Annotated in this window: 24 protein-coding genes; 12 read left to right on the top strand and 12 right to left on the bottom strand. The window is 52.1% G+C overall.

Annotation, left to right across the window (positions count from 1 at the left end):
• Positions 1 to 61: 61 nt before the first annotated feature.
• Positions 62 to 898, bottom strand: a complete 837-nt coding sequence (fghA, locus tag QNN86_RS01945) for an S-formylglutathione hydrolase (RefSeq protein ID WP_414210542.1) — start codon at positions 896 to 898, stop codon at positions 62 to 64.
• A gap of 300 nt (positions 899 to 1,198) precedes the next feature.
• Between fghA and folE the strand changes: the two genes are divergently transcribed.
• From folE to mglC, 6 genes are all read left to right on the top strand, one after another.
• Complete coding sequence (gene folE / locus QNN86_RS01940; RefSeq protein WP_096756482.1) at positions 1,199 to 1,867, top strand: GTP cyclohydrolase I FolE; 669 nt, start codon at positions 1,199 to 1,201, stop codon at positions 1,865 to 1,867.
• 13 nt (positions 1,868 to 1,880) lie between these two features.
• Complete coding sequence (yeiB, locus tag QNN86_RS01935) at positions 1,881 to 3,038, top strand: DUF418 domain-containing protein YeiB (RefSeq protein ID WP_181617331.1); 1,158 nt, start codon at positions 1,881 to 1,883, stop codon at positions 3,036 to 3,038.
• A gap of 144 nt (positions 3,039 to 3,182) precedes the next feature.
• Entirely contained in the window at positions 3,183 to 4,205 is a 1,023-nt protein-coding gene (galS, locus tag QNN86_RS01930; protein ID WP_096756484.1) for an HTH-type transcriptional regulator GalS, read from the top strand.
• 296 nt (positions 4,206 to 4,501) lie between these two features.
• Positions 4,502 to 5,500, top strand: a complete 999-nt coding sequence (gene mglB, locus QNN86_RS01925) for a galactose/glucose ABC transporter substrate-binding protein MglB (RefSeq protein WP_096756485.1) — start codon at positions 4,502 to 4,504, stop codon at positions 5,498 to 5,500.
• Positions 5,501 to 5,571: 71 nt separating this feature from the next.
• Positions 5,572 to 7,092, top strand: coding sequence for a galactose/methyl galactoside ABC transporter ATP-binding protein MglA (gene mglA / locus QNN86_RS01920; RefSeq protein ID WP_181617330.1), 1,521 nt, complete (start codon positions 5,572 to 5,574; stop codon positions 7,090 to 7,092).
• Positions 7,093 to 7,107: 15 nt separating this feature from the next.
• On the top strand, positions 7,108 to 8,118 hold the full coding sequence (mglC, locus tag QNN86_RS01915) for a galactose/methyl galactoside ABC transporter permease MglC (protein ID WP_115258030.1): 1,011 nt from the start codon (positions 7,108 to 7,110) through the stop codon (positions 8,116 to 8,118).
• Positions 8,119 to 8,179: 61 nt separating this feature from the next.
• Here the strand turns inward: mglC and preA are convergent, their stop codons facing one another.
• From preA to QNN86_RS01880, 7 genes are all read right to left on the bottom strand, one after another.
• A complete protein-coding gene (gene preA / locus QNN86_RS01910) occupies positions 8,180 to 9,415 on the bottom strand; it encodes an NAD-dependent dihydropyrimidine dehydrogenase subunit PreA (protein ID WP_181617329.1) in 1,236 nt (411 codons plus the stop codon).
• Positions 9,409 to 10,650 carry an NAD(P)-dependent oxidoreductase gene (locus QNN86_RS01905; protein WP_414210541.1) on the bottom strand — a complete coding sequence of 414 codons (1,242 nt, stop codon included), beginning with the start codon at positions 10,648 to 10,650 and terminating at the stop codon, positions 9,409 to 9,411. Before QNN86_RS01905 ends, preA begins: the two co-directional genes overlap by 7 nt.
• A 232-nt stretch (positions 10,651 to 10,882) precedes the next feature.
• Positions 10,883 to 11,122 (bottom strand): DUF2542 family protein, encoded by a 240-nt coding sequence (locus QNN86_RS01900; RefSeq protein WP_096756490.1) that lies wholly within the window; start codon positions 11,120 to 11,122, stop codon positions 10,883 to 10,885.
• A gap of 2 nt (positions 11,123 to 11,124) precedes the next feature.
• Positions 11,125 to 11,844, bottom strand: coding sequence for an outer membrane permeability protein SanA (sanA, locus tag QNN86_RS01895; protein WP_096756491.1), 720 nt, complete (start codon positions 11,842 to 11,844; stop codon positions 11,125 to 11,127).
• Between the two features lie 146 nt (positions 11,845 to 11,990).
• Positions 11,991 to 12,875, bottom strand: coding sequence for a cytidine deaminase (cdd, locus tag QNN86_RS01890; protein WP_117343465.1), 885 nt, complete (start codon positions 12,873 to 12,875; stop codon positions 11,991 to 11,993).
• A gap of 147 nt (positions 12,876 to 13,022) precedes the next feature.
• Positions 13,023 to 13,718: a CidB/LrgB family autolysis modulator gene (locus QNN86_RS01885; protein ID WP_096756493.1), complete on the bottom strand. Its 696-nt coding sequence runs from the start codon at positions 13,716 to 13,718 to the stop codon at positions 13,023 to 13,025.
• Positions 13,715 to 14,113, bottom strand: coding sequence for a CidA/LrgA family protein (locus QNN86_RS01880; RefSeq protein WP_096756494.1), 399 nt, complete (start codon positions 14,111 to 14,113; stop codon positions 13,715 to 13,717). Before QNN86_RS01880 ends, QNN86_RS01885 begins: the two co-directional genes overlap by 4 nt.
• A 214-nt stretch (positions 14,114 to 14,327) precedes the next feature.
• On the opposite strand from QNN86_RS01880, the gene dusC reads away from it, so the two are divergent.
• Positions 14,328 to 15,266 carry a tRNA dihydrouridine(16) synthase DusC gene (gene dusC / locus QNN86_RS01875; RefSeq protein ID WP_153879885.1) on the top strand — a complete coding sequence of 313 codons (939 nt, stop codon included), beginning with the start codon at positions 14,328 to 14,330 and terminating at the stop codon, positions 15,264 to 15,266.
• A 56-nt stretch (positions 15,267 to 15,322) separates the two neighbouring features.
• Here the strand turns inward: dusC and yohP are convergent, their stop codons facing one another.
• Both yohP and QNN86_RS01865 read right to left on the bottom strand, forming a co-directional pair.
• Entirely contained in the window at positions 15,323 to 15,406 is an 84-nt protein-coding gene (gene yohP, locus QNN86_RS01870) for a small membrane protein YohP (protein ID WP_000698460.1), read from the bottom strand.
• 69 nt (positions 15,407 to 15,475) lie between these two features.
• On the bottom strand, positions 15,476 to 16,210 hold the full coding sequence (locus QNN86_RS01865) for a class I SAM-dependent methyltransferase (RefSeq protein WP_117343468.1): 735 nt from the start codon (positions 16,208 to 16,210) through the stop codon (positions 15,476 to 15,478).
• A 169-nt stretch (positions 16,211 to 16,379) separates the two neighbouring features.
• On the opposite strand from QNN86_RS01865, the gene mdtQ reads away from it, so the two are divergent.
• Complete coding sequence (mdtQ, locus tag QNN86_RS01860) at positions 16,380 to 17,819, top strand: multidrug resistance outer membrane protein MdtQ (RefSeq protein WP_117343469.1); 1,440 nt, start codon at positions 16,380 to 16,382, stop codon at positions 17,817 to 17,819.
• 18 nt (positions 17,820 to 17,837) lie between these two features.
• Here the strand turns inward: mdtQ and QNN86_RS01855 are convergent, their stop codons facing one another.
• On the bottom strand, positions 17,838 to 18,416 hold the full coding sequence (locus QNN86_RS01855; RefSeq protein ID WP_115258037.1) for a DedA family protein: 579 nt from the start codon (positions 18,414 to 18,416) through the stop codon (positions 17,838 to 17,840).
• 163 nt (positions 18,417 to 18,579) lie between these two features.
• Here QNN86_RS01855 and QNN86_RS01850 point away from each other — a divergent pair, with 163 nt between their 5' ends.
• Complete coding sequence (locus QNN86_RS01850) at positions 18,580 to 19,167, top strand: Yip1 family protein (protein ID WP_117343470.1); 588 nt, start codon at positions 18,580 to 18,582, stop codon at positions 19,165 to 19,167.
• 180 nt (positions 19,168 to 19,347) lie between these two features.
• On the top strand, positions 19,348 to 20,283 hold the full coding sequence (pbpG, locus tag QNN86_RS01845; protein ID WP_096756501.1) for a D-alanyl-D-alanine endopeptidase: 936 nt from the start codon (positions 19,348 to 19,350) through the stop codon (positions 20,281 to 20,283).
• A 64-nt stretch (positions 20,284 to 20,347) separates the two neighbouring features.
• Here the strand turns inward: pbpG and dld are convergent, their stop codons facing one another.
• Positions 20,348 to 22,060: a D-lactate dehydrogenase gene (gene dld / locus QNN86_RS01840; protein ID WP_135911736.1), complete on the bottom strand. Its 1,713-nt coding sequence runs from the start codon at positions 22,058 to 22,060 to the stop codon at positions 20,348 to 20,350.
• A gap of 232 nt (positions 22,061 to 22,292) precedes the next feature.
• On the opposite strand from dld, the gene bglX reads away from it, so the two are divergent.
• Both bglX and QNN86_RS01830 read left to right on the top strand, forming a co-directional pair.
• Positions 22,293 to 24,590 (top strand): beta-glucosidase BglX, encoded by a 2,298-nt coding sequence (bglX, locus tag QNN86_RS01835; RefSeq protein WP_279277929.1) that lies wholly within the window; start codon positions 22,293 to 22,295, stop codon positions 24,588 to 24,590.
• Between the two features lie 244 nt (positions 24,591 to 24,834).
• Positions 24,835 to 25,752, top strand: a complete 918-nt coding sequence (locus QNN86_RS01830; protein ID WP_279277930.1) for an ABC transporter substrate-binding protein — start codon at positions 24,835 to 24,837, stop codon at positions 25,750 to 25,752.
• Positions 25,753 to 25,761: the final 9 nt, after the last annotated feature.

The raw sequence follows: 25,761 nt of genomic DNA, 5'->3' as shown, positions 1-25,761 counted from the left end.
AAAAAAGGAGAAAAAGTGAAGGAATGATGGAGAAATCAAGAGGGCTTGCGCCCTCGGGGGGTTACTTCAGCAGATACTGTGCGTGGAAGCGCAGATGATCCTCAATAAATGACGCAATAAAGTAATAGCTGTGATCGTAACCCGGCTGGATACGTAACGTCATTGGCCACGCGGTCTGGCGGGCGGTCTCTGCCAGTACTGCGGGCTGGAGCTGATCGGCGAGGAACTGATCGCTATCTCCTTGATCAATAAGCGTTGGAATCGCATCATCTGGCTTGCTGGCCAGCATTAACGCGCAGCTGTCCCATTCGGCCCAGGTCGATTTATCCTCGCCCAGATAGGCGCTAAACGCCTTCACGCCCCACGGTACGCGACAGGGGTTAACGATCGGCGCAAAGGCGGAAACGCTGGTGTATTTGCCGGGGTTTTTCAGCGCCATAATCAATGCGCCGTGACCGCCCATGGAGTGTCCGCTGATGGCGCAGCGCTCGCTGACGTTAAACTGCGCTTGAATAAGCTGCGGCAGTTCATCCCGCAAATAGTCATACATGCGGAAATGCGTGGCCCAGGGGGCCTGGGTGGCATTGAGATAAAAGCCGGCGCCCTGGCCTAGATCGTAGCCGTCATCGTTGGCAACGTGTTCACCGCGCGGGCTGGTATCCGGCATCACCAGTACGATCCCCAACTCAGCTGCAATGCGCTGCGCACCCGCTTTGGTGGTAAAGTTTTCATCATTACAGGTCAGGCCCGACAGCCAGTACAGTACCGGAGGCGGCGTATTTTCGCGCGGCGGTGGGAGAAAAATGCTGAAGGTCATGGTGCAATTTAAGGTGGCGGAATCATGACGCCAGCGTTGCTGCCAGCCTTCAAAACAGCGGTGCTCTTCGAGCATTTCCATGCACGGCTCCTTGTTGTGTTGAATCTGAATATGTTTGCGAATTCACCATAATACAGATAATTCATGACGCCGTGAGTAACTTTCACTTCCGCAATGGGCAAACATACTTCATCATCTATATAACTTCGCGTTAACACTTTGTATCGACCCGGTCGCTGAAAGGCTGTGCCAATTTCAATAATTATCGCGGTGAATACTGGATTATGTGCGCAGCCTCACGCACAATGTTCTGGCTGTGACACAGCCTAAAAACTTTGCCCCACGCAGGGCAGAGGCGCCCCACCTGCAGGAGAAGAATAAATGTCATCACTCAGTAAAGAAGCGGCCCTGGTTCATGAAGCGCTGGTTGCGCGTGGTCTCGAAACACCGCTGCGCCCGCCCGTGCAAGAGATGGATAACGAAACGCGCAAACGTCTTATTTCCGGCCATATGACCGAGATTATGCAATTGCTCAATCTCGATTTGAGCGATGACAGCCTGATGGAAACGCCGCATCGCATCGCGAAAATGTATGTCGATGAGATTTTTTCCGGTCTCGATTACGCCAATTTTCCGAAAATCACCGTCATCGAAAACAAAATGAAGGTGGATGAGATGGTTACCGTGCGTGATATCACGCTGACCAGCACCTGCGAACATCACTTTGTCACTATCGATGGCAAAGCGACGGTGGCGTATATCCCGAAAGAATCCGTGATTGGTCTGTCGAAGATTAACCGTATCGTGCAATTCTTTGCCCAGCGCCCGCAGGTGCAGGAGCGTCTGACCCAACAAATCCTCACCGCACTGCAAACCCTGCTGGGAACTAATAATGTTGCGGTGTCGATAGATGCGGTGCATTACTGCGTGAAAGCGCGCGGCATTCGCGATGCGACCAGCGCTACGACCACTACCTCACTGGGCGGATTATTTAAATCCAGCCAGAATACGCGTCAGGAATTCCTGCGCGCTGTACGTCACCACAACTGACAAGGGCAGGACCATGGAGCGTAATGTCACGCTGGATTTTATTCGTGGCGTTGCCATCCTCGGGATCCTGCTTCTCAATATCAGCGCCTTTGGTTTGCCAAAGGCGGCATATCTCAATCCGGCCTGGTCTGGCAGCATTACTTTATCGGATGCCTGGACCTGGGCGGTGCTCGATCTCTTCGCGCAGGTCAAATTCCTCACGCTGTTCGCTCTGCTCTTCGGCGCGGGCTTGCAAATGCTGCTGCCACGCGGAAAACGCTGGATCCAGTCGCGACTCACGCTGCTGGTCTTACTGGGGTTTATTCACGGCTTACTATTCTGGGATGGCGATATCCTGCTGGCGTATGGCTTAATTGGCCTGATTGGCTGGCGGCTGATTCGTGATGCCCCATCGGTAAAAAGCCTGTTTAACACCGGGGCATTGCTGTATCTGGTAGGAATCGGCGTACTGCTGCTGCTGGGCACGATTTCTGGCGGCGAAACCAGTCGCGCCTGGACACCGGATGCCTCCGCGTTGCTGTATGAAAAGTACTGGAAGATTAATGGCGGCATGGAAGCGGTGAGTAACCGCGTGGATATGCTGTCAAACAGCCTGCTGGCGCTGGGGGCGCAGTACGGCTGGCAACTGGCGGGGATGATGCTGCTGGGCGCTGCATTGATGCGCAGCGGCTGGCTGAAAGGGCAGTACAGTTTGTCGCATTATCGACGTACAGGTGTTCTGCTGGTGTTGACCGGTATGGCAATCAATCTGCCGGCGATTATGCTGCAGTGGCATCTTGACTGGGCGTACCGCTGGTGTGCTTTCCTGTTACAAGCCCCGCGTGAACTGAGCGCGCCGTTTCAGACTATCGGCTACGCTGCGCTAATGTTTGGTTTCTGGCCGCAACTGAGTCGCTGCAAGATTGTTATCGCTATTGCCTGCGTCGGGCGCATGGCATTGACCAATTATCTGTTGCAGACACTTATCTGCACCACGTTGTTTTATCAGTTCGGTTTATTTATGCACTTCGACCGGCTGGCGCTGCTGTTTTTCGTAATTCCTGTCTGGGCTATTAACCTCCTTTTCTCCGTCATTTGGCTGCGTTTTTACCGGCAGGGCCCGGTGGAGTGGCTATGGCGTCAATTAACCCTGCGTGCTTCAGGGACATCATTGCCGCGAACATCCAGATAACGATCTGGATCACATTCATTAACAAAATGGATGTAACCGTTTTCATTCCTGTGACATGACTCACGCAGTCCTGTACCTCGTGCTGACAAAATACACAGCCTGGGGTGTCCGTGGGCAACCGCAATCTTAAACAGGGCAGTGAATATGGTAACCATACGTGATGTGGCACGGCAGTCTGGCGTTTCTGTAGCGACGGTTTCCCGCGTACTGAATAACAGTGCGCTGGTGAGTCCTGACACCCGTGAAGCGGTAATGAAGGCGGTGACACAGTTAGGCTATCGACCCAATGCCAATGCGCAAGCGCTGGCGACGCAGGTGAGTGACACCATTGGGGTCGTGGTGATGGATGTATCAGATTCATTTTTTGGTGCATTGGTGAAAGCCGTGGATCTGGTGGCTCAGCAGCACCAGAAATATGTGCTGATTGGCAACAGTTATCATGAAGCTGAAAAAGAACGTCATGCCATCGAAGTCCTGATCCGTCAACGTTGTAATGCTTTGATTGTCCACTCAAAAGCGCTGAGCGATCGCGAGCTAGGCGAGTTTATGGAACACATCCCGGGGATGGTGCTTATCAATCGCATCGTACCGGGTTATGCCCATCGCTGTGTCTGTCTGGACAATATCAGCGGAGCTAAAATGGCCACCCGCATGCTGCTCAATAATGGTCATCAACGTATTGGCTACCTGGCGTCAAGCCACCGAATTGAAGATGATGCGATGCGCAAAGAGGGCTGGATGAGCGCGTTGCAGGAACACGGCATCACGCCGGCGGAAAGCTGGGTAGGTACCGGTTCGCCGGATATGCCGGGGGGCGAATCTGCCATGGTGGAACTGCTGGGGCGCAATTTGCAGCTGACGGCGGTTTTTGCCTACAACGACAATATGGCCGCCGGGGCGCTGACGGCGTTAAAAGACAACGGCATCGCCATTCCATTACACCTGTCTATCATTGGTTTCGATGATATCCCGATTGCCCGTTACACCGATCCTCAACTGACCACCGTGCGCTACCCCATTGCGTCAATGGCGAAAATGGCGACGGAGCTTGCGCTACAAGGGGCGGCGGGCACGCTGGATCCGGCGGCAACGCACTGTTTTATGCCGACGTTGGTGCGACGTCATTCTGTGGCGTTGCGACAGAATGCGGCACCGATCACTAACTGATAATGTCACCTGATGTAACCGCTTTCAATCTGTGAGTAAATTCACAGTATCTTAACAATGCGATAGCTATGATGACACTGTTTGTTGCGCTGTAACTACTATGTAACGGTGAATAATCACTTTCATCGAGGTGTGGGCGTCTTAAACAACAATTAAAGCCTGTTTTTGGAGCGTTGCTAGACACGGAAGAAATATTTTTAAAAGTGAGCTTCGGCGTTCAGTAACAGTTTAGTAACGTTCTGTCCCGCCGAGCATTTATCTCAAGTACTACCCTGCATAATAAAACCGGAGATACCATGAATAAGAAGGTGTTGACCCTGTCTGCTGTAATGGCAAGCATGTTATTCGGTGCGGCTGCGCACGCTGCTGATACCCGTATTGGTGTGACGATTTATAAGTATGACGATAACTTTATGTCTGTGGTACGTAAAGCAATCGAAAAAGATGCCAAAACGGCGCCAGATGTACAGCTGCTGATGAATGACTCCCAGAACGATCAGTCTAAACAAAACGATCAGATTGATGTGTTGCTGGCAAAAGGCGTGAAAGCTCTGGCGATCAACCTGGTTGACCCGGCAGCAGCGGGCACGGTCATTGAGAAAGCACGCGGTCAGAACGTTCCTATCGTGTTCTTCAACAAAGAGCCTTCTCGTAAAGCGCTGGACAGCTATGACAAAGCCTTCTACGTCGGTACTGACTCCAAAGAATCCGGCATCATTCAGGGCGATTTGATTGCTAAGCACTGGGCGGCAAACCCGAACTGGGACCTGAACAAAGACGGTAAAATTCAGTTTGTTCTGCTGAAAGGCGAGCCGGGACACCCGGATGCTGAAGCACGTACCACCTACGTGATTAAAGAGCTGAACGACAAGGGCATTAAAACTGAGCAGTTGCAGTTAGACACCGCTATGTGGGATACCGCTCAGGCGAAAGATAAAGTTGATGCGTGGATGTCCGGTCCAAATGCTAACAAAATTGAAGTCGTTATCGCGAACAACGACGCTATGGCAATGGGTGCGATAGAAGCGCTGAAAGCACACAACAAAACCAGCGTACCGGTATTTGGCGTGGATGCATTGCCAGAAGCACTGGCACTGGTTAAATCTGGCGCAATGGCCGGTACCGTGCTGAACGATGCTAACAACCAGGCGAAAGCGACTTTCGATCTGGCGAAAAATCTGGCTGCTGGCAAAGGCGCAGCGGATGGCACGACCTGGAAAATCGAGAATAAAATCGTTCGTATTCCTTACGTCGGCGTCGATAAAGATAATCTGGCAGAGTTCACCAACAAATAAATACTCCGTATATGGGCGCAATTTCATTGCGCCCTTAATACCACGCTTTGCAAGGCCAACAAGGTATAATTATGGTCAGCACTCATACTCAGTCGTCGGGCGAATACTTGTTGGAAATGAGCGGCATCAACAAGTCCTTTCCGGGCGTTAAGGCTCTTGATAATGTTAATTTAAAAGTCCGCCCACATTCTATTCATGCCCTGATGGGCGAGAATGGCGCGGGAAAGTCGACATTATTAAAATGTCTTTTTGGGATCTATCAAAAAGATTCCGGCAGTATTTTATTTCAGGGTAAAGAAATCGATTTTCATTCTGCTAAAGAAGCGCTTGAAAACGGTATTTCAATGGTACACCAGGAATTAAACCTGGTATTACAACGTTCTGTGATGGACAACATGTGGCTGGGGCGCTATCCCACCAAAGGCATGTTTGTCGATCAGGATAAAATGTACCGTGATACCAAAGCGATATTTGATGAGCTGGATATTGATATCGATCCGCGTGCGCGTGTCGGTACGTTATCGGTTTCACAAATGCAGATGATAGAAATTGCCAAAGCATTTTCGTATGACGCCAAAATCGTCATCATGGATGAACCGACCTCATCGTTAACCGAAAAAGAGGTTAATCATCTGTTCACCATCATCCGTAAGCTGAAAGAACGTGGCTGCGGTATCGTATATATTTCTCACAAAATGGAAGAAATCTTCCAGCTGTGCGATGAAATTACCGTCCTGCGTGATGGTCAGTGGATTGCCACCCAGCCGCTGGAAGGGCTGGATATGGATAAGATCATCGCCATGATGGTGGGACGTTCGCTGAACCAACGTTTTCCGGATAAAGAGAACACGCCGGGTGAAGTGATTCTTGAGGTACGCAATCTGACGTCGCTACGTCAGCCGTCAATTCGTGATATCTCGTTTGATCTGCATAAAGGGGAAATCCTTGGTATTGCCGGGTTAGTTGGCGCAAAACGCACGGATATCGTTGAAACCCTTTTTGGTATTCGCGAAAAATCATCGGGTACGATTACGCTCCACGGCAAAAAAATTAATAACCACAGCGCCAATGAAGCCATTAACCATGGTTTTGCGCTGGTCACGGAAGAGCGCCGTTCAACCGGTATTTATGCCTATCTGGATATTGGATTTAACTCGTTAATCTCCAATATTCAGAACTATAAAAACAAAGTAGGTCTGTTGGATAATTCCCGCATGAAGAGCGATACCCAGTGGGTAATTGACTCAATGAGGGTGAAAACGCCGGGCCATCGTACACAAATTGGTTCCTTGTCCGGTGGTAATCAGCAAAAGGTGGTTATTGGTCGTTGGTTGTTAACGCAGCCAGAGATACTGATGCTGGATGAACCTACGCGAGGAATCGACGTTGGTGCAAAATTTGAAATTTATCAGTTAATTGCAGAACTGGCGAAAAAAGAGAAGGGGATTATCATCATCTCCTCTGAAATGCCGGAACTGCTGGGTATTACCGATCGTATTCTGGTTATGAGCAATGGTCTCGTGGCTGGAATTGTTGACACGAAAACAACAACGCAAAACGAAATCCTCCGTCTTGCGTCTTTGCACCTTTAAGATTAGGGGCTCCTCATGAGTGCGTTAAATAAGAAAAGTTTTCTTACTTACCTGAAAGAAGGCGGAATTTACGTTGTTCTTTTAGTTCTGCTGGCCATTATTATTTTCCAGGACCCCACATTCTTAAGTTTACTGAACTTGAGTAACATTCTGACCCAATCCTCGGTGCGTATTATTATCGCGCTGGGCGTAGCCGGACTGATTGTCACCCAGGGGACTGACCTGTCAGCCGGGCGTCAGGTTGGCCTGGCGGCGGTGGTTGCCGCGACGTTACTGCAATCCATGGAGAACGCCAACAAGGTGTTCCCGGAAATGGCCACCATGCCAATCATCGTGGTGGTGCTGATTGTTTGTGCCATCGGTGCCATTATCGGCCTGGTGAACGGTATCATTATCGCTTACCTGAACGTGACGCCGTTTATCACTACCCTCGGCACGATGATCATCGTGTACGGGATCAACTCACTGTATTACGACTTCGTTGGGGCATCGCCGATTTCTGGCTTTGACAGCGGGTTCTCCACCTTTGCGCAGGGCTTTATTGCGCTGGGCAGTTTCCGACTCTCCTACATCACCTTCTATGCACTGATTGCGGTGGCCTTTGTCTGGGTACTGTGGAACAAGACCCGCTTTGGTAAAAACATTTTTGCCATCGGCGGTAACCCGGAAGCGGCGAAAGTGTCGGGTGTTAACGTTGCGCTGAACCTGCTGATTATCTATGCGCTGTCCGGGGTGTTTTACGCTTTCGGTGGTTTGCTGGAAGCAGGGCGTATCGGCTCGGCAACCAACAACCTCGGCTTTATGTATGAGCTGGATGCCATTGCGGCCTGCGTGGTGGGCGGCGTGTCGTTTAGCGGCGGCGTCGGTACCGTCTTTGGCGTAGTGACCGGTGTGATAATCTTCACCGTCATCAACTATGGTCTGACCTACATCGGCGTGAACCCTTACTGGCAGTACATTATTAAGGGCGGCATTATTATCTTCGCCGTGGCGCTGGACTCACTGAAATACGCGCGTAAGAAGTAACGATAGACAACAAAAAGCCCGGGGCAGAGAAATGACTGCACCGGGCTTTTTGTTACTTGTGTTACAGCGTTACTGCATGTGCTTTCTCACCTGTTTTGAATTTGACCTCGCCTAAATCGATGCAGGCGACCGGACAAACGTGACCACACAGCAAGCAGCCGACGCATTTTTCCGTGTCGCAGTGCGGTGTACGGGTCTGCTCATCCCACTCCATCGCCTGATGTCCGCCGTCATAGCAGGAGATATAGCAGCGTCCGCAGCCGACGCATTTTTCGAGGTTGATATGCGGGTAGACGATGTAACTACGGTCAAGATCTTCAGCCGGAATAATATTGGCATTGGCAAGACCGACCATCTCTTCCAGTGAGTTAAACCCCTGATCGGCAAGATAGTGCGACAGTCCGCTGGTCATATCTTCCACAATACGGTAGCCGTACTGCATGATCCCGGTGGTGACCTGCAGCGTGGCAGCACCTAACAGCAAGAATTCGGCGGCATCTTCCCAGGTTTCAATACCGCCAATGCCGCTAATTGGGAAATCACGCAGTTCCGGGTGCGAACGCAATTGTTGGATAAAACGCAGAGCGATCGGTTTTACCGCCTTGCCGGAATAGCCAGAAATACTGGATTTCCCGTTGACCACCGGCATGCCGATCTTCCGCTTCAGGTCGATATTGGTGATGGATTTTACGGTGTTTATGGTCGCGATACCGTCAGCGCCTCCGCGTTTAGCCGCCAGAGCAACCTCGCACATATCACCGATATTGGGCGTCATTTTGGCTAACATCGGCAGGGAGGAACCGCGTTTAACTGCCCGGCAGTATTTCTCAACCAACTCCGGGCTTTGCCCGACATCGCTTCCCATCGCATGTGAAGTCATCTGCGGACACGAGAAGTTGCACTCAATCATATCCGCGCCAGCTTCTTCAACCAGTCGTGCCAGCTCCTGCCATTGCTGCTCATTTTCGCCCATGATTGACGCAATCAGCACCTTATCTGGATAGTGTTGCTTCAGCTTGTGAATAGCGGCCAGGTTCTCTTCCAGCGGATGTTCGGCAATCTGCTCCATATTTTTGAAGCCGATAAAGCCAGTATCTTCTTTTGTCAGATGGTCAAATCGTGGGGAGACTTCATTGGCAATAAAGAAGCCAATTGTTTTAAATACAATGCCGCCCCAGCCGGTGTCATAGGCTTTGGCGCACATCTCAAAACAGTTGCCTACCGGAGAAGATGAGAGGCAAAACGGGTTGGGGAATTTTACGCCGCAAAAGGTAATAGAAAGATCTTTCGTTAACATGAGCAAGCCCCCTCTAAATAGTGATGAATAGCCTGAGCGGCTTCTTTACCGGTTTTCACGGCAGACACCACGGTTTTGTCCCCTTTGATAATATCGCCAGCAGCGAAAAGAACCGGATCGGCGGTTTGATAATTGTGGGTTTCAATAAGATTACGTTGCGCTGTTAACGCGTGAAACGCATCCAACTGCGCATGCTGGCCGACGGCGAGAATAATATGCTCGGCTTCAAGAGAGAGTTCCCCTGGCAGACGCACGTGTTTAAAGGTGACTTTATTTCCGGCAACCGCAACCGGTGTAAAACCGTCGATGATCGACACGCCTAATGCCTGCGTGCTGGTAAACTCTTTGTCACTGGCGGGAAATTCAGCTAATTCTTCACGAGCGACACAGGTCACTGACGGGCAGCCGAGGAGTTTCAGCGTGCTGGCGACATCCATCGCCACATCGCCACCGCCGATGATTAATGCACTTTTGGCGACGGTAATATCGCCGCTTGATTGCCGGGCTCGTTGCAGAAAATCGACGGCAATTTCAACGTGATTCGCCTTCTCAAACAGAGGCAATGTTGAGCCGTAAGACATCCCAACAGTCACCAGCACGGCGCGATTTTCAGCTTTGAGTTGTTCGACGGCGATCGTGTTGCCGACTTCGCAATCGCACTTGATGGTGACGCCCATTTCAACGATGCGCGCAATCTCGAGATCCAACACGGATTGCGGCAGGCGAAACTCAGGGATACCAAAGCGTAACCAGCCTCCCGGTTGAGCCTGCTTTTCATAGATCGTTACGTCATAACCCAGGTTGCTCAGCGTTACGCTGGCCTGCAACCCCGCTGGCCCTGCGCCGATAATGGCGACTTTGCCTCGAGTTTTGGCTGCTGGTTGATAAATTTTCATCGCGGTCTGCTGTTCAAAATCGGTAATAAAACGTTGCAGGCGCGCAATATCGATCGGTTTATCTATTCCTGAGCGCGTACATCCGCGCTGACATAATTTTTCGGTGGGGCATACCCGGGCACAAATGGCACCGAGCGCATTATTTTCGCGAATAGTTTCGGCTGCACCTTTAAAGTTACGGAAATAAATGGAACGGATAAATTTTCCTGGGTCAGTTTGTGCAGGGCAATCCTGGCTACAGGGGGCATCGTGACATAATAAACAGCGCGAGGCCTCTTTTATGGCTAATAAGGGGGTGAAAGCGGGGGTTAGCTCATCCAGATAATTTTGTTGTGGCATCTTTTCTTCCTTAATGCTTGAGTAAATTAAGGCGAACTGTTAATAACAAAATATAAAAATAAGAAGCTATTCTTAAGGCTAAGCATTGCAGGACGAGTATTCTGTGAAAGAATTCACAAATAAAAGACGGTGTGAGGGAAATGCCGATAAGCAGCATTAATCCCTTATATTGAAATAGGAACTATTATCATAATATTAGCTATTCTCAAGCGCTAATATTAATAACTGGATTTTATCGATAAAAGATTAAATAAATCACCATGCCAAAGGATAAACATCCGCATCCGGCGTAAACAAGAACGTATGACCAGAATTGCAGCGGTTCTTGATGCCGATAGGCATAAACGGGTTCACGGGCGTTCTTTTTTATTTTATCCACCGCACCTGTACGCCAGCCTTTCCAGGCTTCACGAAAACAAAATACAGGGATTAACAGAAAGGCTAAAACGACGAAGAGGGTTTGCACATCCATGCTTACTTTCCTTGTTTCTTTTGTAATTCGAGCAATTGTTCAGGCGTGACCGCCGGGTAGCCCTGCGCATCATCCGGAACCTGGTGCAGGGCAGGGATGGGTACCAGTGGACCTAAAAAACGCGGCTCACGTTTAAAAAGATAGAGATCGGCCAGGGCGCCAAAACGTGCGCCAAATTCGCGAACGCGTACAGTCAGCATATCTTTTGGCGACGGTACCGCGTAGCACTGGGCCTGAATGCCCATATGCAGCGCAATAAACAGCGCGCGCTCGCAGTGGAAGCGCTGAGTGATAATGATGAAATCGTTGGTATCAAAGACTTTGCGGGTGCGCACAATAGAGTCAAGCGTACGGAAACCGGCGTAATCAAGCACGATGTCGGCAGGATCGACGCCAGCGGCAATCAGATCTTTTCGCATCGTCATCGGTTCGTTGTAGTTTTGCTGGGCATTGTCGCCGCTGAGCAGCAGATAATTCACCTTACCGCTGTTATAGGCGTTTAATGCGCCCTGAATGCGGTAGCGGTAATACTGGTTAATCACGCCAGTGCGATAATACTTCGCGGTACCTAATACCACGCCGACCTGGCGGTAGGGCAAATCCTGCAATTCGTCGTAGATATAGGGGGCCGTCTTCCAGCTCATCCATCGGTCGAGGCCAAGCACAGTCAACAGCAGCAGACCTGACAGGACTAACAAGCTGTAAAACACGCGCTTTAACATGTAGATAACTCGACAATGGAATGGAATGTTAATCAGGCTACTGTACCCGGCGGCGTAGCGCAAGAAACAGCAGTCTGATTGAGGGGATTTTCAGCAATATTGGCCGGATAGCGGTGTTGCTTTATCCGGCCTACATGACGACCTTTTTACGCTAGCAAAACGCGCTCGATGCGGTTGCAGCCCAGAGCTTTCAGGGTAGCGGCAGTGGCATCCCACTGGATCAACGGCGCATCGGCTTTTTCTGCCAGTACGGCGCGTTGAATATCCGGATAATCGTAGCCGTTCAGATTCAACAGGTTTAATGCACCCTGCAGCGGAGGCAGAGTGGGGTTAAAGGCGGCGTTTTCAGCGTAGCTACCGCTGAAGATTTGACCGTCTTTGCATTCCAGTGCCACACCGCTTGGGGCGTTGCTGTACGGCATATGGCAGCGGTTGGCTGCGGCGATCGCCGCCTGCGTCAGCGCGTCACCTTGCAGCGCAAAGCCGTGATCCTGCTCATCCATCAGCAATGTTTTGATGTCGAGATCTTTCGGACCAAAAGCATCCGGCAGGTAGTCACGCAGCGCGTGCGGCTCACGACCCGGCAAATGAATGCGTAAATCCAGCCCGCTGTTCAGCTCGTTCATAAACTGACGGCAGTGGCCGCAGGGGGTGTAGTTGACGGTAATGGCGGCGAGTCCCTTTTCTCCGCGCAGCCAGGCGTGACTGATGGCGCTTTGCTCGGCATGAACGGTTTGCTGCATCGTCGCGCCGAGGAATTCCATATTGCTACCAAAATACCAGTTGCCACTGACGCCGCGCGCAATGGCACCAACGTTAAAATGGGACAGATCGGTACGTGCGCAGGCGGCAGCCAGCGGCAGCAGAGCGAATGCCAGCGCGTCTTCGTCCAGTCCCGATTCGCGTTTCAGCAAAGAGACCTGCTCCGCAGTCAACATGGCGGGGAAATGGACATCCGCCAGAAGGGGGGCCAGGGCTGATTGCACGTTACCCGCGAGTTGGGCGAAAGCAGTTTGAAAACGTGGATGCATGGCGATGCCTCATAACAATGTAATGGAATCGTAGTTTACGGGCCTGTTACGGCTTTATATGTGATCCAAATCTCACTGTGTATGCAACTCATGAAACTTAAATGAAAAATGTGCAACGCATCGCAAATAAATGAACTAAAAATGACGCTAACCGACTACAGCCAGAATCACCGGGAACAGGAAGGGGGCCACCAGCGAGGTGATGATCCCGCAAATAACCAGTGCCAGGGAACTGAACGCACCTTCCTGGTAATCAAGCTCCGCGCAGCGTGCCGTACCCAGGGCGTGTGACGCGGTCCCCATTGCCAGTCCACGCGCGGCCTTGGTGCGAATGCGCATCGCATTTAACAGTGTGTGGCCAAACACGGCACCCAGGATCCCGACAAAGATGACGCAGACGGCGCTGATAGCAGGAATACCGCCGATGCTACCCCCCACTGCCATGGCGATCGGCGTGGTGACCGATTTAGGCATTATAGATGCGGCAATTTCTGGCGATGCCCCCATCAGTAACGCAATAGTGGTTCCGGTGACCATCGCCACAATGCTACCGGCAAAGCAGATGGCAATAATGGATTTCCAGCGGGCGCGGATTTGGTGCAGCTGTTCGTACAGCGGGTATGCCAACGCGACCACGGCAGGTTGCAGCAAATCGTTCAGCACTTCGCTACCTTTGAAATAGTGATCGTAGGGAATGCCGGTCAGGATCAGAAAAGGAATGATCACCACCATAGCAACCAGCAGCGGGTTTAGCAGCGGCATTTTGATCCGCATTGCCAGCTTACGTGCGCCAAAAAATACCGCCAGCGTGAGGGGTAACGACCACCAGATATACGCCATCATTCTTTTGACCCTTTTTGCCCAACGATTTTGCGTTCACCGTGCACAAGGTGTGAGCTCCAGCTCACCACGAGGAAAACGACCAGCGTACTGATGGTGCAGGACACCACGACCGGTCCAAATTGCGCGCGCAGCAAGTCAAAGTACTGCATGATCCCGACGCCAATCGGGACAAACAGCAGCGCCATGTAACGAATCAGGACGTAGCAACCGGGGTTAACCCATTTCGCTGGCAGTATCTGTAATGCCAGCAGAACAAACAGAATCAGCATGCCAATAATGCTACCCGGGATGGTGATAGGCAGCAGTGAGGCAAGAAAAATACCCGCATACAGGCAGGCATAAATCAGGATAAACGCGCGTAAATATTGCCAGATAATGTTCAGTGACTTGCTCATAGTAGAAACCCTTGACGAGACCTATTCATCATACAATTAAACTCAAAAACGTGCTACCGATCACATCATGAATTCTAAGCATAGTGGAAATAGATAACTGGAACATCAGGCAATAGCCCCAATCGACAGGCTGACGCCTGTGTGCTGCTGACAGTGCTTTGATCTCTTGTACGGAGACGCTACCATAGCGCCTCTCTTTTTTGCAGGTAACAATATGCGTGTTTTACTGGCGCCGATGGAAGGCGTGCTCGACTCACTGGTGCGCGAGCTGCTGACTGAAGTTAATGATTATGATCTGTGCATCACCGAATTTGTGCGCGTGGTGGATCAGCTCCTGCCAGCAAAAGTATTTCATCGGATCTGCCCGGAGCTGCATAACAACAGCCGTACCCCATCCGGCACGCAGGTGCGCATCCAACTGCTGGGGCAGCATCCACAATGGCTGGCAGAGAACGCGGCCCGCGCGGTTGAGTTGGGGTCGTACGGTGTCGATCTGAACTGTGGCTGCCCGTCAAAACTGGTTAACGGCAGCGGTGGCGGCGCAACGCTATTGAAAGATCCTGAACTTATCTATCAGGGCGCGAAGGCGATGCGCGAGGCGGTGCCGGGTCATTTGCCGGTAACGGTGAAAGTGCGCCTGGGCTGGGACAGCAGCGACCGGCAGTTTGAAATCGCCGATGCCGTTCAGCAGGCGGGTGCCAGCGAACTGGCGGTTCATGGCCGCACCAAAGAGCAAGGGTATAAAGCGGAGCATATCAACTGGCAGGCTATCGGTGAGATCCGCCAGCGTCTGACGATTCCGGTTATCGCCAACGGTGAAATCTGGGACTGGCAGAGCGCACAAGATTGTATGGCGGTCACCGGATGTGATGCGGTGATGATCGGACGCGGGGCGCTAAATATCCCGAACCTGAGTCGGGTGGTGAAATACAACGAACCGCGGATGCCGTGGCCCGACGTGGTGACATTACTGAAAAAATATACCCGTCTGGAAAAGCAGGGCGATACCGGGCTATATCATGTGGCGCGTATTAAGCAGTGGCTGGGATATTTACGCAAAGAATATGCCGAAGCGACGACGCTGTTTCAGGAGATTCGCGCTCTCAATAATTCACCGGATATCGCGCGGGCGATTCAGGCCATTGAGATTTAACCGGTCATTATATTACTGGCCGGAGACGGCGTTTACGCCGCCATCCGGCATTGATGTCAGAAAATCATCTTAAACACGCCAGTCACCACCAACAGTCCAATCAGAAAAATAATTAAAATAGCCCACAGCAGAATTTTCATTAGCCTTCCCTTTTTGGTAAGTTCAAATTTAGTATAGGAAACTATTGAAAACTCTGCCTGCAGGCACTGTTATGCCGGCTTACGTGCGCTGAGCAGAAACACCATCGGGCGCTCTTTCTCTTCATCCAGCGCGGGGTTGGCGGCAATCTGTTCAGCAGACGGTCCCCACTCATCAACACAGACAATCTCAAACCCGGCGCCAATCAGCGCGTTGATCCAGGTTGCCAGCTTGCGGTGTTGTTTTTTTACCCCTTCAGCAAACCAGTTGCTGATGCGTTCACCTTCCTGCTGATAGTGATTCACCGGCCAGGAGAGTTGCCCGGTTTTGTCTTTTATCCAACCCTGGGTGAGGGGCGCTGTATAAATTGGGTGTTCTGCCGAAAAGACCAACATTCCGCCTGGTGTTAACGCCTGGTAAATGGTTACCAATAATCGCTCTATATCCTGCAAATAGTGCAAGGCGAGCGAGCTATAAACCAGCTCAAAGGAATCCGCGGTCAACGTCAGCGCGTCAAGATCTTTGCGCTGGTACGAAATACCCTCTCCGGTGGTCATGTTGCAAGCCTGGGCTAACATTTTCTCTGAAATATCTAAGCCCACGACGCTTGCCGCGTGGTTATCGCGTGCGTAGCGGCAAAACCAGCCGTATCCGCAGCCTAGATCGAGAATGCGCTGACCTTGTAACGGAGGGAGCATGGCCTGTAATGCTGGCCATTCGGGCGCGCCGTCGAGTCCTTTTACGGAGCGGTCCAGCGTGGCATATCCGGCAAAGAAGTGCGGATCATCATAGATATTTTGTGACATCGTGCCTCCATTCATAAATTATTAGAATTATTTTATCCGTATTATTAAACGGGAATATATTTTTCTAATTATATATTTTGATGTCCAAAGATGTATTGCCACGCGTAACTAAAAAAGCATCTGCGACAAGTCGTACTCTTTGCACATCATTTCTTACCAGTATATCCCCATGAATCGTAATTCTGTGCTTCTTGCAGCGGCATGCTTGCCGCTTTTTATTCTGCTGCCCGGTTGTGCCCCAATGCACGATACCCGTCAGTCGCTCTCACAGCAGACGCCCGCTGAAAATGTGGATTCTGCGTTACCCGCGGCATTAAAAAATGGTTGGCCGGATAGCCAATGGTGGAAGGCATATCACGATCCCCAGTTGAATGCGTTGATTGACAGCACATTAAAGAATTCGCCTGATATGCAGGTGGCAGAGCAGCGTATCCAACTGGCAGAGGCGCAGGCGAAGGCCGTTGAGGCGCAGGATGGTCCGCAGATTGATTTCTCGGCAGACGTCGAGCGCCAGAAAATGTCGGCAGAAGGCTTGATGGGACCGTTTGCCCTCACCGATCCGGCGGCGGGCACCACCGGGCCGTGGTACACCAATGGCACCATGGGATTAACCGCTGGCTGGAACCTGGATCTGTGGGGTAAGAATCGGGCGGAGGTAACAGCACGCATTGGTGCAGTCAAAGCGCGTGAAGCTGAGCGCGAGCAAACCCGACAGCTTTTGGCGAGCGGTGTCTCCCGCTTATACTGGGAATGGCAGACGCAGGCGGCGCTGAAGACCGTGCTGACGCAAATCGAAACCGAGCAGCAAAATGTGATTACCGTCGATCGCGAGCTGTACCAAAACGGGTTGACCTCCTCGGTAGAAGGCGTTGAAACCGATATTGATTCCGGTAAAACGGAGCAGCAACTCAACGACGTCAACGGGAAAATGAAGGTCATCGAGGCGCGGTTGAGCGCGCTGACCAACACGCAGTCCACCTCGCTGAAGCTGCATGCCACCACGATGCCGGTCGTCGAAAGCCAGTTACCGTCCCAGTTAGGTTATTCCTTGCTGGCCCGCCGACCGGACCTGCAGGCGGCTCACTGGTACATTGAATCTTCTCTAAGCAGTATTGATGCGGCAAAAGCGGCATTTTATCCCGACGTTAACCTGATGGCCTTCCTGCAGCAGGATGCTTTACATCTGAGCGATCTGTTCCGCCATTCTGCCCAACAAATGGGGGTCACCGCCGGATTAACGCTCCCGATCTTCGACAGCGGCAGGTTGAATGCGAATCTCGACATCACCAAAGCGCAAAGTAACCTGACCGTGGCCAATTACAATAAAGCGGTGGTTGATGCGGTGAATGATGTCGCGCGTGCGGCAACGCAGGTGGATACGCTGGCGCAGAAGAATCAGCATCAGTTGCAGATCGAACATGACGCGCAGCGGGTAGTGGGGCTTGCGCAGGCGCGGTTCAACGCCGGGATTATCGCCGGCTCCCGCGTCAGTGAGGCAAAAATTCCGGCACTGCGTGAACAGTGTAACGGCCTGATACTACAAGGTCAGTGGCTGGATGCGTCTATTCAGCTCACCAGCGCCCTGGGTGGCGGATACCACGCATCCTGAGAGTCTGGCCCGGCAGATTCAGGCTGTCGGGTCGGTTTTTTGTTTATTGCGCCGTTTCATCCACCAGCGGACCGCCACCACCAGCCCAACAACCAGAATCAGCCATACCCCATGTTTGATATGCTGGTCGAGGCTGTGCAGCCACGGCGCGACCACTTCTCCACCCACATAACCAAGGGTAGTAAACAGCAATGCCCAGACCAGTGCGCCGAGAATATTCAGCGGTAAAAAGATTTTCGGCGGCAGGTGACTGGCACCAATCAGCAAGGGGCCAATGACCCGAAAGCCATACATAAAACGTGTCCCGACCACGAACAGGTATGGGCGCCGCTGGATCATTTTCTGTGCATACTGAATTTTTGCCCGATGACGCGAGAAGCGACGGAGAATGTTGCCGCCGTAACGACGACCAAGCAGATACAGCAACTGATCGCCAATCATTCCCCCCAGCGCGACAGAGACAACAACCAGCGGAAATTTGAGTAATCCCTGATGCGCCGCCACGCCGCCCAACAGGGTAATGGTTTCGCCTTCGGCCAGGCTGCCAATGATGAGCGCCGCATAGCCGTACTGGGCAATAAGATTGTTTATATCCATACGTCTGTATGACCTCCACAACCATTAGCATACACCTGATGAATTGTTGATGCCGGAAAAGCCGTCACCCAGCGCATCGGTATTTTTACCGTGTACATAAAATAATCAAAAGCTGAATTATACTTGAAGTGTTGAGGTCCGGAGCTGACAAGAAGGGGGCGGTATGAACCATGTCTGGGGGCTATTTTCCCATCCCGATCGTGAAATGCACGTGATCAACAGCGAAAACGAAAGTGTTTCGCATCACTATACCCACCATGTTCTGCTGATGGCGGCCATCCCGGTCATTTGCGCATTTATTGGCACCACGCAAATTGGCTGGAGTTTTGGCGACGGCAACGTATTGCAGTTATCCCTGTTGACCGGATTTGCGATGGCAATTCTGTTTTACGGTGTGATGCTGGCCGGCGTGGCCGTGATGGGCAGGGTTATCTGGTGGATGGCACGTAACTATCCGCAGCGTCCGTCGCTGGCACATTGCATGGTCTTTGCCGGCTATGTCGCCACACCGCTGTTTTTAAGTGGGCTGGTGGCGCTGTATCCGCTGGTCTGGCTGTGTGCCTTAGTCGGAACAATCGCGCTGTTTTACACCGGTTATTTGCTGTATCTCGGCATCCCGACATTCCTGAATATCAGCAGAGAGGAAGGACTCAGCTTTTCCAGCTCAACGCTGGCAATTGGCGTCCTGGTGCTCGAAGTTCTGCTGGCGATTACGGTTATCCTGTGGGGGTACGGATACCGATTGTTCTAAGCTAACAACCTGTCTACTCTGCGTTGCTGGTGTAAAAGCCAGCAACGCAGCATTTCGAGATGATTCTCCGGTGGCGGCAATGCTGCCGGGTGGTTATGATGCCTGCGCTAGCTTGAGCTTATTCTCTATCTCGGGCGGTGTGCGTTGTGACGTGCGTGAACCATTATCAGAAATCTCATCATGCTTAAATTTCGAGTTTCATTATTAAGCCTTGCCCTGGTGCTGGCAGTTCCTTTTGCACCCCAAGCCGTGGCGAAAACGGCGGCTACCGCAGCGGCCTCTCAACCCGAGATTGCGTCTGGTAGTGCGATGATTGTTGATTTGAATACCAATAAGGTCATCTATTCGAACCATCCGGACCTTGTGCGTCCGATTGCGTCGATCACCAAATTAATGACGGCGATGGTGGTGCTGGATGCACGACTGCCGCTGAACGAAAAGCTGAAAGTAGACATCAGCCAGACGCCAGAAATGAAAGGCATCTATTCTCGTGTACGGCTGAACAGTGAAATCAGCCGCAAAGACATGCTGCTGCTGGCGCTGATGTCATCGGAAAACCGTGCGGCGGCAAGCCTGGCGCATCATTATCCTGGCGGTTATAACGCGTTTATTAAAGCGATGAATGCCAAAGCGAAATCACTGGGGATGACTCAGACCCGCTTTGTGGAACCGACAGGGTTATCCATTCATAACGTGTCGACCGCCCGTGACCTCACCAAATTACTGATTGCCAGCAAACAGTATCCGCTGATTGGTCAGTTAAGTACCACGCGTGAAGACATGGCGACCTTTGCCAACCCGGCCTATACGCTGCCGTTCCGCAACACCAACCATCTGGTGTACCGCGATAACTGGAATATCCAGCTTACCAAAACCGGCTTTACCAACGCGGCGGGTCACTGTCTGGTGATGCGCACGGTCATCAACAACAAACCGGTGGCGCTGGTGGTGATGGATGCGTTTGGTAAATACACCCATTTTGCCGATGCCAGCCGTTTACGTACCTGGATAGAAACTGGCAAGGTGATGCCGGTTCCGGCGGCTGCACTGAGCTATAAAAAGCAAAAAGCCGCACAGATGGCGGCGACGGGTGAACAAACTGCGCAGAACGATTAAACCGTAGGCCGGGCAAGCGAAGCGCCCCCGGCAACGTGCCCGATGGCGCTTACGCTTATCGGGCCTACGATTCTTTCCAGAACTTCTGTTTACTGGTTTTACCGATCCCTGGGTTCATGCTGTTGGTCGGATCGTTGGCGCGATAAAAACGCGTCAAGGTTTCCGGCGCTTTGTACAGGTGTCCCACATTGTGCTCTGCCGGGTACTGCGCCCCGCGAGCCTGCAACAGTTCCAACATTTGCTCTTTCAGCGCATGCGCATCCACACCTTTCTTCACAATGTAATCCTGATGGAAGACATAGCACATAAAGTGTCCGTAATAGAGCTTATGCACCAGCTTACTGTCGATCTCGGGCGGCAGATGCTCATACCATTCCGTGTCGTTACGGCGCAACGCAATATCCAGCGCCAGAATATCTTCGACCTCATCGGCATGGACGGCCTGATAGCGAATCGCCGCCCCGGCTGCAGCAAAGCGGTGTAAAAAGGCTTTACTGCCTTCTTCCGGCGTACAGGCAAAGAAATCGCCCTCGGCAGTTTTGAAAAACTCAGTCAACCAGCTTTGTGCTTCGGCCACGCCGCCACCGGCCATTTTTAACAGCAGGTGGTGTTCGTATTTATCGCGCCAGCTTTTCATCCGCGCCGGTAAATGGCTGGGGAATAAATGGCCAAATTTCTGCATGGCACGGTCGGTAAAGTGCGGGCGGAAAATTTTCACTTTTTCCAGCATCGCGTCGGTGCGACCTTTCAGGGTAAAGAAGAACGGCATTTTGTCGGTGCCGAGCTTGTCTATCATCAGAAACGTATCTTTGCCGTACTGCTCGGCGATATCGTAGATATCACGGTGCATGTACTCGCCGGCGACCGGCAGGTGTTCGAACTTTGCCAGAATATGACGGCGGATCTCCGTCAGCACCTCTGGCTGATTGGTACCGATATAAAACACCTGCTGATTTTTCTCGGCTTCAAAGGTGTCGAGGCGCACCGCAAACACCGCCAGTTTTCCCGCGCAACCGGAAGATTCAAACAGCCGATCCGGGTCGGCGTTATAGCGTGCGGGGGTATCGGCTTCGATATCTCTGACGCGGGTAACGTAATCGTGATCGTGCGCGTGACGCCCGTCGTGATGCACATCGTCATCTTTAATGCGTTCGTCATCAAGTTTGCTGAGGATCTGCTCCGGCGTCTGGCCAAGTTCGATACCCAGATGGTTGACCAGCTGTAATTTGCCCTGTTCGTCAATTCGCGCAAACAGCGACATCTCGGTATATGCCGGGCCTCGCTGTACCAACGAGCCGCCGGAGTTGTTGCAAATCCCACCAATCACCGATGCGCCAATGCATGAAGAGCCAATCACCGAATGCGGTTCGCGACCAAATGGCTTGAGTGCTTTTTCCAGCGAATAGAGCGTGGTGCCGGGATACGCCAGAACCTGTTCGCCTTTGCCGATGACGTGCAGTTTGTCGAGGCGCAGGGTGCTGATAATAACAATCTCGCGATCGTAGTCATTGCCGCTGGGCGTAGAGCCTTCGGTTAGCCCGGTGTTGGCGGCCTGCATCAGGATAATTTTGTCGGCGACGACGCAGGCGTTCAGCACACGCCACAGTTCCAGCAATGAGCCAGGAAAGACAACGGCTAACGCCTCGCCCTGACCTGAGCGGAAGCCCTTGCGATAGCGGGCCGTTTTAGACGGTTCGGTAAGCAGGTGCGAATGACCCACCAGACGGGCCAGTTCGTTAAGCAACGCTTTATTATCGGTTGTTGTAATGGAAGACATTCTCCACTCCTTGTGGTGGGCAAAAATATCAGAAACAAGCATAGCGCTCTGTATGACAATACGCTTTCTCATTCAGGTTGTCTCTGAATTGGCTGTGCTTCATTCATCCCGGATTTCAAAATTAGGAGAATAACCTTAGCTTTCTTTATCTCTCCCGTTTAGGCTTACGGCAAACTGCGGTTTTTGTTATATTTTCGCTGCCTCGTCGGGAAAAAATAAAGAGAGAATCAACATGAAATGGCTTTGTTCTGTAGGTATCGCGGTGAGCCTGGCGTTGCAGCCAGCGCTGGCGGACTCCTTGTTTGGTAACCATCCTCTGACCCCTGAAGCACGGGATGCATTTGTTACCGATTTACTCAAACAGATGACCGTCGATGAGAAGATCGGCCAACTACGTTTGATAAGCGTCGGGCCGGATAACCCGAAAGAAGCCATCCGTGAGATGATCAAAGACGGGCAGGTTGGGGCGATTTTTAACACCGTTACCCGCGAGGATATCCGTAAAATGCAGGATCAGGTGATGGAACTCAGCCGCCTGAAAATCCCTCTCTTTTTCGCCTATGACGTACTGCACGGTCAGCGCACCGTGTTCCCGATAAGCCTCGGTTTGGCGTCATCGTTTAATCTGGATGCGGTCAGAACAGTGGGGCGCGTTTCTGCCTATGAAGCCGCAGACGATGGCCTGAATATGACCTGGGCGCCAATGGTTGATGTCTCGCGCGATCCACGCTGGGGACGCGCCTCAGAAGGTTTCGGGGAAGATACTTATTTGACCGCCACGATGGGCAAAACCATGGTCGAAGCGATGCAGGGTAAAAGCCCGGCCGATCGCTATTCGGTGATGACCAGCGTCAAACACTTCGCCGCCTATGGCGCGGTAGAAGGCGGAAAAGAGTACAACACCGTGGATATGAGTCCGCAGCGGTTGTTTAACGACTATATGCCACCGTACAAAGCCGGGTTAGACGCCGGGAGCGGGGCGGTGATGGTGGGTCTTAACTCGCTGAACGGCACCCCTGCGACTTCTGACGCCTGGCTGTTGAAAGATGTGCTGCGCGATGAGTGGGGCTTTAAAGGGATTACCGTTTCCGATCACGGCGCGATTAAAGAGTTGATCAAACATGGTACCGCCTCCGATCCGGAAGACGCGGTGCGCGTGGCGATCAAGTCCGGCATTAACATGAGCATGAGCGATGAGTATTACAGTAAGTATCTACCGGGCCTGATTAAGTCAGGTAAGGTGACGATGGCTGAACTGGACGATGCCGCGCGTCATGTGCTGAACGTCAAATATGATATGGGGCTGTTTAACGATCCGTACAGCCATCTGGGGGCCAAAGAGACTGACCCGCAGGACACCAACGCGGAAAGCCGTTTACACCGTAAAGACGCGCGTGACGTTGCCCGCGAAAGTCTGGTACTGCTGAAAAACCGCCTGGAAACGTTGCCGCTGAAGAAATCGGGGACTGTGGCAGTCGTCGGTCCACTGGCGGACAGCAAACGTGATGTGATGGGCAGTTGGTCGGCAGCAGGCGTTGCCGAACAGTCAGTGACGGTGCTGACAGGCATTAAAAATGCGCTCGGCGATAAGGGCAAAGTGGTGTACGCCAAAGGGGCGAATATCACTAACGATAAAGGCATTGTCGACTTCCTCAATCTGTATGAAGAGGCGGTGAAAGTCGACCCACGCTCGCCGCAGGTCATGATTGATGAAGCGGTCAAGGCCGCGCAGCAGTCTGATGTGGTGGTCGCTGTGGTCGGTGAAGCGCAAGGTATGGCGCATGAAGCCTCCAGCCGGACCGATATCACGATTCCGCAAAGCCAGCGTGACCTGATTACCGCGCTGAAAGCCACCGGCAAGCCGCTGGTGCTGGTGCTGATGAACGGTCGTCCATTGGCGTTGGTGAAAGAAGACCAGCAGGCCGACGCGATTCTGGAAACCTGGTTTGCCGGGACGGAAGGCGGCAACGCCATTGCCGATGTCCTGTTTGGCGATTACAACCCGTCAGGTAAACTGCCGATGTCTTTCCCGCGCTCTGTCGGACAGATCCCGGTCTATTACAGCCACCTGAATACCGGTCGTCCGTATAACGCCGATAAGCCGAACAAATACACCTCACGTTACTTTGACGAAGCCAACGGCCCGCTGTATCCCTTTGGCTATGGTCTGAGCTACACCACCTTTACCGTTTCTGATGTGAAGCTTTCTGCACCGACGATGAAGCGTGATGGAACGGTCACTGCCAGCGTGCAGGTAACTAACACCGGCAAACGCGAAGGAGCGACGGTGATTCAGATGTATTTACAGGATGTGACCGCTTCCATGAGTCGTCCTGTCAAACAGCTGAAAGGATTTGAGAAGGTGAATCTCAAACCGGGCGAGACGCAAACGGTCAGTTTCCCGATTGATATTGAGGCGCTGAAATACTGGAACCAGCGTATGCAATACGATGTGGAGCCGGGCAAATTCAACGTCTTTATCGGCGTAGATTCTGCCAGAGTGAAGCAGGGCGAGTTTGAACTGCTGTAATTTGAACTGCTGTAATGATCAGGTGAATTTGCGTCAGACCTGATGGCTCCACACGTGTCAGGTCCATAGATTCATCCCCACCGGCAAAGCCCCTGAGGTTTTGCCGGTCTTTTTATATTTATCACCGAGTTACTGCTAATCCTTCCCTCCGTTACCCCTCAATTGCCAGGTTAAGGTCAGATTTTTCGACTATGCTTTTCCCTCTATGTCCTGAAAAGGACAGTCAAAGGATGAGGAGAGCAGCATGATAATCTCAAAGGTCTGGGCGGGCTCGCTGGCGCTGTTTGCCGCGATGAGCTTACCCCTGCAGGCCGCATCACCCGTCACGGTGGGATCAAAAATTGATACGGAAGGGGCGCTGCTCGGCAATATGATTTTGCAGGTGCTTGAAAGCCACGGCGTGAAAACCGTCAATAAAGTCCAGTTGGGAACCACACCAGTGGTGCGCGGGGCCATCACCTCCGGCGAACTCGATATTTACCCGGAATATACCGGAAACGGGGCTTTCTTCTTTAAAGATGAAAATGACCCGGCATGGAAAAATGCGCAGGCCGGTTATGAAAAAGTCAAAAAACTGGATGCGGAACAGAACAAACTGGTCTGGCTAACGCCTGCGCCCGCTAATAACACCTGGACCATTGCCCTCCGTCAGGATGTCGCCGAAAAGAATAAGCTCGTTTCGCTGGCTGACCTGGGACGCTACCTGAAAGACGGCGGCGCGTTCAAACTGGCCGCCTCGGCGGAGTTTATCGAACGTGCGGATGCGTTGCCCGCGTTTGAAAAAGCCTATGATTTTAAACTGAATCAGAATCAGCTTTTATCGCTGGCAGGGGGAGACACGGCGGTAACCATAAAAGCTGCCGCGCAGCAAACCTCAGGCGTTAATGCTGCGATGGCCTACGGGACCGACGGCCCTGTTGCCGCGCTGGGGTTACAAACGCTCAGCGATCCGAAAGGTGTTCAGCCGATCTATGCTCCTGCGCCGGTGGTGCGTGAATCAGTATTGCAGGCCTACCCACAAATGGCGGAGTGGCTGCAGCCGGTATTTGCCAGTCTGGATGAAAAAACGCTGCAACAGCTTAATGCCAGTATCGCCGTTGAAGGACTGGATGCGAAAAAAGTCGCAGCAGATTACCTGAAGCAAAAAGGATGGGTGAAGTAACGGAGTTTG

Origin of the sequence: Citrobacter sp. C348, from assembly GCF_047467975.1 — a bacterium.
Taxonomy (GTDB): Bacteria; Pseudomonadota; Gammaproteobacteria; order Enterobacterales; family Enterobacteriaceae; genus Citrobacter; species Citrobacter gillenii.
Note: the sequence above shows the minus strand (reverse complement) of the source record. Positions and strands in the feature narration are given on the sequence as shown.

What these genes read in the sequence shown, in the direction of transcription:
- fghA (WP_414210542.1), bottom strand. Translation starts at nt 898, where the DNA reads ATGGAAATGCTCGAAGAGCACCGCTGTTTTGAAGGCTGGCAGCAACGC.
- folE (WP_096756482.1), top strand. Translation starts at nt 1,199, where the DNA reads ATGTCATCACTCAGTAAAGAAGCGGCCCTGGTTCATGAAGCGCTGGTT.
- yeiB (WP_181617331.1), top strand. Translation starts at nt 1,881, where the DNA reads ATGGAGCGTAATGTCACGCTGGATTTTATTCGTGGCGTTGCCATCCTC.
- galS (WP_096756484.1), top strand. Translation starts at nt 3,183, where the DNA reads ATGGTAACCATACGTGATGTGGCACGGCAGTCTGGCGTTTCTGTAGCG.
- mglB (WP_096756485.1), top strand. Translation starts at nt 4,502, where the DNA reads ATGAATAAGAAGGTGTTGACCCTGTCTGCTGTAATGGCAAGCATGTTA.
- mglA (WP_181617330.1), top strand. Translation starts at nt 5,572, where the DNA reads ATGGTCAGCACTCATACTCAGTCGTCGGGCGAATACTTGTTGGAAATG.
- mglC (WP_115258030.1), top strand. Translation starts at nt 7,108, where the DNA reads ATGAGTGCGTTAAATAAGAAAAGTTTTCTTACTTACCTGAAAGAAGGC.
- preA (WP_181617329.1), bottom strand. Translation starts at nt 9,415, where the DNA reads ATGTTAACGAAAGATCTTTCTATTACCTTTTGCGGCGTAAAATTCCCC.
- QNN86_RS01905 (WP_414210541.1), bottom strand. Translation starts at nt 10,650, where the DNA reads ATGCCACAACAAAATTATCTGGATGAGCTAACCCCCGCTTTCACCCCC.
- QNN86_RS01900 (WP_096756490.1), bottom strand. Translation starts at nt 11,122, where the DNA reads ATGGATGTGCAAACCCTCTTCGTCGTTTTAGCCTTTCTGTTAATCCCT.
- sanA (WP_096756491.1), bottom strand. Translation starts at nt 11,844, where the DNA reads ATGTTAAAGCGCGTGTTTTACAGCTTGTTAGTCCTGTCAGGTCTGCTG.
- cdd (WP_117343465.1), bottom strand. Translation starts at nt 12,875, where the DNA reads ATGCATCCACGTTTTCAAACTGCTTTCGCCCAACTCGCGGGTAACGTG.
- QNN86_RS01885 (WP_096756493.1), bottom strand. Translation starts at nt 13,718, where the DNA reads ATGATGGCGTATATCTGGTGGTCGTTACCCCTCACGCTGGCGGTATTT.
- QNN86_RS01880 (WP_096756494.1), bottom strand. Translation starts at nt 14,113, where the DNA reads ATGAGCAAGTCACTGAACATTATCTGGCAATATTTACGCGCGTTTATC.
- dusC (WP_153879885.1), top strand. Translation starts at nt 14,328, where the DNA reads ATGCGTGTTTTACTGGCGCCGATGGAAGGCGTGCTCGACTCACTGGTG.
- yohP (WP_000698460.1), bottom strand. Translation starts at nt 15,406, where the DNA reads ATGAAAATTCTGCTGTGGGCTATTTTAATTATTTTTCTGATTGGACTG.
- QNN86_RS01865 (WP_117343468.1), bottom strand. Translation starts at nt 16,210, where the DNA reads ATGTCACAAAATATCTATGATGATCCGCACTTCTTTGCCGGATATGCC.
- mdtQ (WP_117343469.1), top strand. Translation starts at nt 16,380, where the DNA reads ATGAATCGTAATTCTGTGCTTCTTGCAGCGGCATGCTTGCCGCTTTTT.
- QNN86_RS01855 (WP_115258037.1), bottom strand. Translation starts at nt 18,416, where the DNA reads ATGGATATAAACAATCTTATTGCCCAGTACGGCTATGCGGCGCTCATC.
- QNN86_RS01850 (WP_117343470.1), top strand. Translation starts at nt 18,580, where the DNA reads ATGAACCATGTCTGGGGGCTATTTTCCCATCCCGATCGTGAAATGCAC.
- pbpG (WP_096756501.1), top strand. Translation starts at nt 19,348, where the DNA reads ATGCTTAAATTTCGAGTTTCATTATTAAGCCTTGCCCTGGTGCTGGCA.
- dld (WP_135911736.1), bottom strand. Translation starts at nt 22,060, where the DNA reads ATGTCTTCCATTACAACAACCGATAATAAAGCGTTGCTTAACGAACTG.
- bglX (WP_279277929.1), top strand. Translation starts at nt 22,293, where the DNA reads ATGAAATGGCTTTGTTCTGTAGGTATCGCGGTGAGCCTGGCGTTGCAG.
- QNN86_RS01830 (WP_279277930.1), top strand. Translation starts at nt 24,835, where the DNA reads ATGATAATCTCAAAGGTCTGGGCGGGCTCGCTGGCGCTGTTTGCCGCG.